This is a genomic window from Herpetosiphon giganteus, from assembly GCF_016907925.1.
GTDB classification, from domain to species: Bacteria; Chloroflexota; Chloroflexia; order Chloroflexales; family Herpetosiphonaceae; genus Herpetosiphon; species Herpetosiphon giganteus.
Map to the genome: position 1 here is coordinate 1 of NZ_JAFBCZ010000058.1, position 10955 is coordinate 10955.

General features: G+C 49.2%; 3 protein-coding genes. All 3 read right to left on the bottom strand.

Annotated elements, in window-relative coordinates:
• A partial coding sequence (locus JOD20_RS25865; protein WP_204758057.1) for a type I polyketide synthase occupies nt 1-1461 on the bottom strand: 1461 nt, incomplete at its 3' end.
• Nucleotides 1454-8074: a type I polyketide synthase gene (locus tag JOD20_RS25870; protein WP_204758058.1), complete on the bottom strand. Its 6621-nt coding sequence runs from the start codon at nt 8072-8074 to the stop codon at nt 1454-1456. The genes JOD20_RS25865 and JOD20_RS25870, both read right to left, overlap by 8 nt.
• Nucleotides 8067-10955: beta-ketoacyl reductase (locus tag JOD20_RS25875; protein ID WP_204758059.1), on the bottom strand; the 2889-nt coding region annotated here is incomplete at its 5' end. The genes JOD20_RS25875 and JOD20_RS25870, both read right to left, overlap by 8 nt.

Here is a 10955-nt window from a genome sequence, read left to right on the forward strand (position 1 = left end):
CGCAGCATGGGTGTGGGCCGAGAGCAGGATGACGGTCGGGCTGGTGGCATGTGTGGCGACGGGAGTGGCGACGGGTTCTGCTGCGGCCACAATCACATGCGCATTCGTCCCGCCAAATCCAAACGAACTAACTCCAGCGATTCGCTGTGAGTGATTTTCCGGCCAATCAAGCTTTTTCAGCGCCAAACGCAATGATGTTGCATCAAGATTGATATTCGGATTAAGTGAACGAAAATGGAGCAAGGCTGGAATCTGCCCATGGTGGACACACAGAATTGCCTTGATTAACCCTGCAATCCCTGCTGCTGCCTCAAGATGCCCAATATTGGTTTTGACCGAGCCAAGCAATATATTTGTCGTTTGTGGCACTGAGGCAAAAACATTGCTTAACGCTTCAACCTCAATTGGGTCACCAAGCGACGTACCCGTACCATGGGCTTCGATATAGCCAATTTCTGCTGGTTCTACCCCAGCATTGCGTTGCGCCTTCCGAATAACTGCTTCCTGAGCAAGCACATTGGGCGCGGTTAGGCCATTGGTACGGCCATCTTGATTGACCGCGCTGCCACGAATAACTGCGAGAATCGAATCACCAGCAGCTTGAGCATCCTCAAGCCGCTTCAAAACTACGATGCCACAGCCTTCACCACGCACATACCCATTGGCTCGTGCATCAAAGGTTTTACAACGCCCATCGGGAGCCATCATTCGTGATTTGCTGGTAGCAATCGTTGGCTCAGGCACAATCATGGCACTCACGCCGCCTGCCAAAGCCAAGTCGCATTCGCCGGTTCGCAGACTTTGGACTGCTAGATGGACTGAAACCAATGATGATGAACAGGCCGTATCCGTAACAATACTTGGCCCTCGTAGATCAAGCCAATACGAAAGTCGATTGGCGATAATACTTAGGGCTGTGCCGCCGCCGGTATACACGTCGATAAGATCATGATCGGTAAGTTGTAAGAACGCATAATCACTAACACACGCCCCAAGAAAAACTCCAGTTGCGCTGCCTGCTAGCGTATTTGCAAGGATTCCAGCGTATTCGAGGGCTTCCCATGTTGTTTCTAAGACCATCCGTTGTTGTGGATCAAGCGCCGCTGCCTCGCGGGGCGCAATCCCAAAAAACTGAGCATCAAATTGATCAAGTTGCTTGAGAAACCCGCCATAACGGGTGTTCATCGTTCCTGTATGCTCAAGGTTGGGATCATAATAATCCTCGATATTCCACCGATTAGCTGGGATTTCACTAATTGCATCTGTGCCATTGCTGAGCAATTCCCAAAAAGTTTCAGGATCGTTAGCCCCACCTGGAAAACGGCAGCCAATCCCTACAACCGCAATTGGCGCTTGGTTGCGTCCTTCTAGGCGATTAATTTTCGCTTGGGATTTTTCCAAGGCTAAATAGGCGCGTTTTAATAATGCTTGATAATCAGGAGTCTGAGATGAATTACTCATAATCTTGTCCTTCAAGTGATTCCAAGGTAGCTTCTAGCAAGCGGGCCATCTCAGTTTCGTCTAAATCATCAAGCTCTCCTTCCGTGAGGCTTAACGCTGGTGGTGAATCTAGATTCTCTGAGGTATGAGGTTGAGGCGTTTCATTTGGCGCTAGCCGCCCAACCAGATGTTGGGCAAGCAAGGCAATGGTTGGGTAGCTCCAAATCAAGGTCGCTGAAAACTGCATTGCAAGATTTAATTCTAGCCGATTGCGCAATTCTAAGCCCATCAGCGAGTCGAGCCCAAGATTTTGCAGCGGAGCCTGAACGTCAATGCGTTCGACTGCCAACCGCAGAACATGGGCAACTTGTTCACGAATAAAATCGGTCATGATTGCAACTTGCTGTTCAACCGTCGCACTACTTAAACTTGAACGCAAGCTCGATTGGGCTGGAACAGCCGATGAATCGATAACGAGTCCATCAAGGAAATGGCTGATAGCTGCTTGAGGATAAAATTGCTGCCACTGCCGCACATTCAACGGTAAAACCGCCACTTGTGCAGTGTTCTGGCGTAATAAATAGCCTAAAGCTGCTAGGGCTTGATCAGTAGGAATGGCAGAAATGCCACGGAACGCCATCTGCTCGATAACATGGTCGGCCTCATTCAAGGCCCCTACCTGTGACCATGGCCCCCAGTTAATGCTTAAGCCGTGCAATCCTTCTGCATGTCGCCGCTGGACTAAGCCATCCATAAAGGCATTGGCTGCAACATAATTGCCTTGGCCTGGACCACCTAATACCACCGCACCAGCCGAGAATAAAACAAAGTAATCAAGTGCTAGTTGACGGGTTGCCTGATGTAATAGCCATGCACCCTGTAATTTTGGAGCCATTACCGCCAGAAAACGTTCACGGGTTTGGTTGATTAAAACTCCATCATCAGTAATCCCCGCAGTATGAAAAATACCGCGTAAGGGTGGCATTTGGCTCTCTAGGGTTGCAATCAGCGCGTTAATCGCTTCAGGCTTGGTAATATCGCAAGCAACTGCCCGAATTGTGGCTCCAGCTTGACGTAATTCATCGGCTACACCCTCGTTAACCTGTCGCCCAACAAGGACTAAATGGCGTGCGCCATGAGCAAGCATCCAGCCTGCCAATGTTCGCCCAATGCCGCCAAACCCACCAACAATCAAATAGCTGGCATTGGCTTTAAAGAGCGTCTGTTGCTGTCGAGCAATCGGTGTTTGCGCCCGATCATCGAAACGGACGACAATTTTGCCAATATGCCGCGCTTGGGCCATATACCGAAAGGCGCTAGCAACGGCTCCCGCTGGAAAGATGGTTACTGGCAGCGGCGAAATTGCCCCTTGGTCGGCCATCGCCAGCACCTCACGAAATAGGCGCTGAAACAACTTGGGGCGCTCCCACATCAACTTCGCTAAGGCAATTCCAAAATAGCTTAGGTTGCGGATAAATGGTTGTAACCCAAGTTGGGCGTTTTGGGCTATATCACGTATGCCTAGCTCAAGAAAGCGCCCATAGGGAGCGAGCAGGGCTAAACTTGTTGAAATTGCCTCACCAGTCAGCGAATTAAGCACAATATCAACCCCCTGATTGTTGGTCGCTTGCCTGATCAAGCTAGCAAAATCGAGGGTTCGCGAATCGAAAATATGCTCAATTCCAAGCGTTGTAAGAAATTGCCGTTTCTCTTCGCTTCCAGCGGTAGCAAACACGGTTAAGCCCGCTTTTTGGGCTAGTTGCACTGCTGCCAAGCCTGTGCCGCCAGTTGCTGAATGAATCAGAATTCGTTCGCCGCTTTCCATTCGGCCAAGATAATTTAAAGCATAGTGGACGGTCATAAAAACTAAAGGCGCTGCCGCCGCTTCGTCGTAGCTCCAGCTTTTGGGTTTGGGCGCAACAAACATGGCCTTGGCGATGGCATGGGTTCCAAGGGCCTGTTTTGAAATCGCAACGACTTCATCGCCAAGTTTAAATTCATCAACCAATCGACCGCAGCGACTAACTCGCCCTGCACATTCGCCGCCAAGCAAGACTGGCCCATCGTCTTGGCCAGGATAGATACCCATCGCTTTTAGAACATCTAGAAAGTTTAAGCTAGCTGCAACGACTTCGATCTCAATTTCATCATCAGCTAAATCGAGCGCTTGTTGCTCTGCAAAATATAAACTATCCAGAATCCCTGGCTTGGCGATTTCTAAATGGAATTGACTAGTGCATGCTGGACTCAAAACACGCTCGGCAGTTGGTTCATTCCATTCGGCCAACCGCGCTACATAGCGTTGTCCATCACGATAGGCAACTTGATCCTCGGTCAATCGCTGTTCAGGGAGACACTCGGCCAATAATAATGCAAGCGCTGACTGGGGATTATGCTGATCAAGATCGATGCAAATACACTCTAGTTCTGGGTGTTCGTGCCGAATTACGCCACCTAAACCCCAGAGCGCGGTTTGTGCTGGCTTAACGAGATCATTTTTACCAATAGCCTGACTGCCGTTGGTCACCAAATAGAGTTGTGGTGGGGTGCGCCAACCAAATTGGGCTAAACTTTGGGTCAAATAAAGCACACTGAGGCTACTCAACAGCGTATCAACTTCAAGTTCTTGCTGCTGGACATCAAGCGACCAACAATGCACAATCCCGCGCAGTTCGCTTGCACTGCCAAGGGTTTGCAGCAACCGCTGATAGCTTGCTGGATCGGCAGGATCGATCGTATAGTGATTAGCAGCGATTTGGGCATAGTCTGACCCTGCTGTAACAATAGCTACTTGTTGCCCTTGGCCTGTTAGTTGCTGAGCAAACTCAACTCCCAGCCCGGTTTGATCGGCAAATAATACCCATGTTTGGGAGTTTTGAGGTTGGGTTGGTTGGCCTATGTTTTGTGGTTGCCATTGAACTTGGCGCAACCATTGCAAGAAGGTTTGATCAGTGGTTGCCGCTGTTTGTGAATCATGGCGAAGGCGCTGAAGCGTTAGATTATGACACACGATCAATACTTCACCATGCTGATTCATGATTGAGAGATTGCCACTTACACTCTCGGCATCTGGCTGATGCGGCTGGCTTAACCATGCATGAACCCAAAATGGCCCCTTGCCTGGCTGTTGCCAGCCTGAACAATGCTCTAAGCCTACCGGAACAAAAATACTGCTATCGGTGTGAAGTCCAGCAGCGATCCCAACAAGTTGAAAACATGCATCGAGGATTGCTGGATGGAGTTCATAGTGATCGCTGCTGATGCTTATAGGCATTTCAATCTGGCCAAGCGCTTCATTTTCGGCTTTCCAGATGTTGGTTAAGCCTTGAAATGCCGGGCCATAGCTACTGCTAGTCGCTTGTAACGCTGTATAGATTACTGCACCATCAATCAGTTCGGTTGCTCGATGTTGTAATTCGGTTAGATCAAGTGTTGTGTTTGGTCGAACTGAATCACGCTGAACCATACCAGTCGTATGAATCTGCCATGGCGTATGTATCGCTGCATTGGCGCTGCGACTAGCCAATTGAACGCTGAGTTGATTTGGCCCATCTAGGCGCATAACCAACTGCATCTCAGTTTCGTATTCGGCTTGGATGCTGATCGCTTGTTTGAAGGCTATGTGTTGCAAACTCCAAGTGCTTGCCCCAAAAATCTGAGCCGCAGCACTCCCCATAAGCTCAAGGATGGCGGTTGCTGGAACGACCGGCTGCCCTTCAATCCGATGATCTTCGAGATATGCTTGGAGACTTGGGTCGAAGACTACCTGCCAGCAGTAGGTAGCTGGTTGCAGCGCAACTGTGATTTGCTCGCCAAGCACCGAATGCCCGCTTGAGGCTTTGGCAATGCGTTTACCCGTGCCTAAACCATCGGTAAACCAAAAACGCTCATGTTGCCAAGGATAGTTGGGCAGGCTAAGAATTGCGCCATTGGGATAAAGCGCTGCCCAATTGACTGGATACCCAGCACAATGCAAACTGCCTAAACCTTCAAGCATGCGGCTAACTTCAGCTTCATTGCGGCGTAAACTGGCAATAACCAGCCCTGTTTGGTCGGTTGCCCGTAATGCCTGTTTGATTGCGATCGATAAAACTGGATGGGTTGAGCATTCAACAAAATTATGCTGACCAGCGTTAATTAAACATTCCAAGGTTTTTGATAACAACACTGGCTCGCGTACATTGCGCACCCAGTAGTCGTTGGTTAATTCACTGCCACTGATTTGCTGCGCCAGAACTGTCGAATAGAGTGGAATTTGGGCTGGCTTGGGGGCAAGCGTGCGCAACTGATTGGCTAGCTCAGGCGTGATCAAATCCATATGCGGGCTATGCCCTGCTCCTGGTGCCTGCACCCGACGAGTGTATACCCCTTGGGCTTCGAAAGCTTGCATAATTTCTAGTACAGGCTTAGCATCGCCCGAAATGATCACCGTTGTTGGCCCATTTTGGGCGGCGATTGAGACGCGATTGGCATATGGTTGGATTGCGCTTTGGACTGTCTCAAATGATGCCTCAATTAAAACCATCGCACCTTGGAGCGTTGGATCTTGGGCAACTTTTTGCAACAGACGGCTGCGATGATAGATGATCTGAATTGCTTCAGCTAATGAGAAAACCCCAGCACTATAGGCTGCCGCCACCTCACCCATACTATGGCCAACGACTGCTGAAGGAATAACGCCCCAGTGTTTCCAAAGCTCAGCCAAAGCAGTCTGTAGAACAAACAACGTAGTTTGGACAATTTCAATCTGATCGCTTTCAAGCAATGAACGATCAGCCGGTGCATGTAATTGTTCAATCAACGACCAGTTTGCATACGGTTGCAATAAGCGATCACACTCTTCAACAAAGGCGCGAAAAATTGGCTCAGTTTGAAATAACTGCTGGCCCATGCCGATCCATTGGCTGCCATGGCCCGAAAACACAAAAACTGGGCCAGCAATACTATCAAGCGGAGCCTGACCGCTACTTAGTCCAAGTCGCGATTCATTGGCTAAAAATGCCTCTAAGCTCGCTTGCAAAGCGCTATGATTAGCGCCAACCACGGTTAATCGATACCCATGATGATCGGCATGACGACTGGCACTAAAGCCAATATCTGCTAAATGATATGCTGTGGCCTCATTTGCCAGCCAATCGCGATAGCGTTCGGCAAGGGCGCGTAATGCTTGAGGCTGTTTGGCAGAAAGTGGAAACAAAAGCATGCGATCATGCTCGGTGAATGGTTTTGCTGCTACTTGGTTTGGTGCTTCTTGTAAAATAATATGGGCATTGGTGCCGCTCATGCCAAATGAGCTAACTCCGGCGTAGCGTGGTCGTTGTCCTCGTTGCCATTGGCGATTTGTTGCGGCAACTTCAATTGGATAGTTAGCCCAGTCGATATGCGGATTGGGCTTGCTGAAATGGAGTTGCTGTGGGATAAGTTCGTGATGTAAGGCTAAAACAGCCTTAATTAACCCTGCGATCCCGGCGGCGGCTTCTTGATGCCCAATATTGGTTTTGACTGAGCCAACCAGCAGTGGTTGATTACTTGGACGATTGGCTCCAAGTACCGAACCGAGTGCTTGAATTTCAATTGGGTCGCCAAGTGGTGTGCCTGTGCCATGGGCTTCAACATAATCAATATCGCTTGGGTTTAAGCCAGCACTTTTGAGGGCAGTTGTCAGCAACGCTTGTTGGGCTGGCCCATTGGGCGCAGTTAAACCGCTACTGCGGCCATCTTGGTTAATCGCACTGCCGCGAATAACCGCTAAAATTCGGTCGCCATTGCGCTCAGCATCAGATAACCGTTTCAACACAACCATGCCACAGCCCTCGCCGCGCCCATAGCCGTCGGCAGCGGCATCAAAGGTCTTGCAACGTCCATCTGGAGCCAAGGCATTTGATTTTGAGAAGTGGATAAATACGGTTGGGGTTAAAATGAGATTTACCCCACCAACCAATGCTAAATCGCATTCTGCATTGCGTAAAGCCTGCGCCGCAAGATGTACTGCTACCAACGATGAAGAACAAGCTGAATCTAGCGCAATGCTTGGCCCCTGAAGCCCAAGTAAATATGAAATTCGCCCAGGTGCGGTGCTAAAAGCATTACCAGTTGCAAAATAGCGGTCGGTATTGGCTTGCGCTCCATTGATGGTGTGCAACTCAGCATAATCATTCGTACACATGCCAACGAAAACCCCAGTTCGACTGCCTGCTAGCTGCTCAGTAACGAGGCCAGCATTGGCTAGGGCTTCCCATGTCACCTCTAACAACAGCCGATGTTGCGGGTCCATGCTCATGGCTTCCCGTGGCGAGATACCAAAAAACGTGGGATCAAAAAGGTCAATATTATTAAGGAATGCACCTCGGCGGGTATACATTTTGCCCTCAGCCGCAGGGTTGGACGAGAAGAAATTATCAACATCCCAGCGATTAGTAGGAATGTCGCCAACCGTCTCGCGACCATCAACCAACAACTGCCAGAATTGCTCAGGCGAATTTGCCCCGCCAGGAAAACGGCAGCCAATCCCTACAATCGCAATTGGTTCTTGACGAGCCTGTTTGAGGCTATCAAGTTCTGTCTGTAGTTGATATGCGAGCAAGGCAACTCGTTTAGGCGATAGTTGTGAGATCCGCTCGATAAAATTAGTCATTAGACCCCTCCTGCTCTAAGATGCGTGCAAACAAAGCATCTACCTCATCATCGGAAAGTTGTTCAATCAAATCAAGTTGATCCACCTCTGGCTCCGCCGTTATCTCAGGCTGGGCGATTGGCAGGCTAATCAGTGTGTTGAGATGATCTGCAAGTAATTCTGGTGTTGGATAATCGAACAATAAGGTTGCTGGTAAATCTAAACCTAAGCTTGTTTGAATTCGTTTACGTAAATCGAGGGCTAAAATTGAATCTAAGCCGTATTGATTCAGCGGTACTTTTTTATCAATTGGTATGGCTGTTGTAAAGCCTAGCGTTGCCCGTGCTGTCGTCAAGATCAAATCGATCAGCAGTTCCTGCCGTTCAGGCTGGGTGGCAGCAACCAAGCGTCGCATCAACGCATGATCAGCCTCAATTGTTGAATGATTTTGATCAATACAAAGGCTCAAAAGCGTTGGTTGGCGGTTAGCAGGAAATAAGGCTGAAAACGCTTGCCATTGAATTGGGAAGATTGCTAGTTGCTGATGCTTGCTACGTAAATTGGCCAGAATGTTCAATCCTTGCAGTGGTTTAATTGCGCCCATTGCTGTTTGCTGGGTTGTGCTCAGCGCCTCAGCGGCCATGCCAACCTCGGCCCAAGCTCCCCAGTTGAGGCTTAAACCGGGCAGTCCTTGTGAGCGGCGAAAACTGGCTAGGCCATCAAGAAAGGCATTCGCCGCCGCATAGTTACTGCGCCCAATTGCCCCAAAAAGCGCAGCCGCCGAAGAAAATAAAATCAAGAAATCTAAATCACGATCGCGGGTTTGCTGATGCAGCAACCATCCGCCTGCTAATTTTGGCTTCAACACCTGCACAAAATGCGCTAAAGTCTGCTCGCTAAGCATTGCATCGCTGGTTTGGGCTGCCAAATGTAAAATACCGCGTAGTGGTGGCAATGTCTGATCAATCTGGTCAAATAGTTGCTGAATATCGGTCTGATTCGTAATATCGGCAGCAATCGTGGTAATTTGGGTTCCAGTGGCACGCAATTGGTCAATAATGCGTTGACTGGATGCTTGAGGTGTTCGTCGCCCGACCAAAATGATCGATTGTGCTCCCTCTGCGGCGAGCCGTCGGGCAGTTTCAAGCCCAATTCCTCCTAAACCGCCAGTAATTAAGTAGCTTGCATGCTCACGAATCGGCATGGCTAAGTCTGTCGCTGCATTTGGTGTTTGCACCAAGCGCGATTCATACCGCCGACCATTCCGAAATGCTATTTCGCGAATGCTGCCAGAATAGTGTAGATCAGCGATTAATTGATCGGCTACAAAATCTTGGTTTGGATCAAGATCGATTAAGCCGTTCCAAATAGCTGGATGTTCTAAAGCAATTGCTCGCCCAAGCCCCCATAATGCTGATTCTTCTAAGGCCACAGGATGGCGCGAGTTGACATCCTGTGCTCCACGGGTTACCAGCCAAATTCGGCTTTGAGCATACGCTGGTACGCTTACTAATGCCTGAACCAGGCCAATTGTTTGCAAACAACACTCTGCGATCTCAGTTACATGCTGATCAATCTCCGCAGTCAATGCAGGGAGATCGATAATCCGACAATCGATCACGCCTTGGCATGAGCCTGCCTGCTGGATTGAGGCTAGTTCTGTTACAAGCTGATTAGGATCATCAGCTTTCAACCAAACGATCGCCCAACCAATTTTTTTAAGCGCTGTAGCAAGGTGTTCAGCAATCCCTTGTGCATCAGGTAGGATAATCCAGAAGCCTAAGGGATTTGGCGTAGCTTGAGCAATCGGTGCACTTAATTCATGCCATTCGAGGGCGTACAGCCATTCGCTACCATGCTGTTGGGCAATAAAATCGCTATATGCCAACGTGTTGTAGCTAATCTCGCGAGCTTCCAAGATTGGTTGTTGGTGCGTATCAAGCAGCCATGCATCAACATTCAGCGGATTTTGGTCTGAAACTGTGATATATAGCCAAGCAGGCGTATCTCGATTGGACTGCCAAGTTAATTGCTGGATCGTATTCGGCACCTTTGGTGTAGTGTTTGCTTGCTGCTGAGAGACCAGCGCCCCAAATTGCCAAAGGGTTTCCAACGCTTTAGCAAACCCAAGCCAATCTTTGGCTAATTCAGTTGAATTTAGTCGGATTAAGAGCCTACCCGATCCACTCCATACCTCTAAAATAGGTAGGGTTTGTTCAAGTCCATGCCAGCCAATTGTGCTTAATTGTTGGAACATGCTACTGAGATCTTCAGGATTTGGACATAGCTGATGAATATTGATTGCAAGGGCTGAGATGCGTGCAGTTGTTGCTTGAGCACTAACCAGCGGTTGCCAATCCTCGGCTTTAAGCAATCCGATTGCACTAAGCTCAATCTGAGCCTGATCGCTACCGCAGATAATGCCATGAACTGTTCTTGACTGATAGCTGGTTAGCGGTTGCGGCTTAAACGAAATCTGGCTTAGGCTCAGCAGATTAAGTGTTGTATTTATTTGACATAATAATTCGGTTAGCAAACCATAGGCTACAATTGGCGTTTCATACAATCGAATAGCATTGGCAAACGCCATTTGTTCAGGGTCAAGAATTTGCTCATAGATTTGTTCCTTTAATGGCAACTGAAGTTTCTTGCCCAACAATGTTGGTTGGCTTGTAGTTTGGCTAGCACGCTGGCTGCTTATTTCACGGCTTGGTTCAATCCAATAATCTTCATGTTGCCAAGGGTAGGCTGGCAAGGGATAGGGAGTGGTCGTGGGAGGAATTAATGATGACCACTCAAGGGCCACGCCATGCGCCCAGAGCTGCCCTGCCGCCCGCGCCAGACTGGCGATCAGGCGGTGATCCCGCGCCAAACTTGGCACCACCACGGTCGCGGGGTTGGC

Excerpts from the sequence above, each read along its gene's own strand:
- JOD20_RS25870 (WP_204758058.1), bottom strand. The coding sequence starts at position 8,074 with ATGACTAATTTTATCGAGCGGATCTCACAACTATCGCCTAAACGAGTT.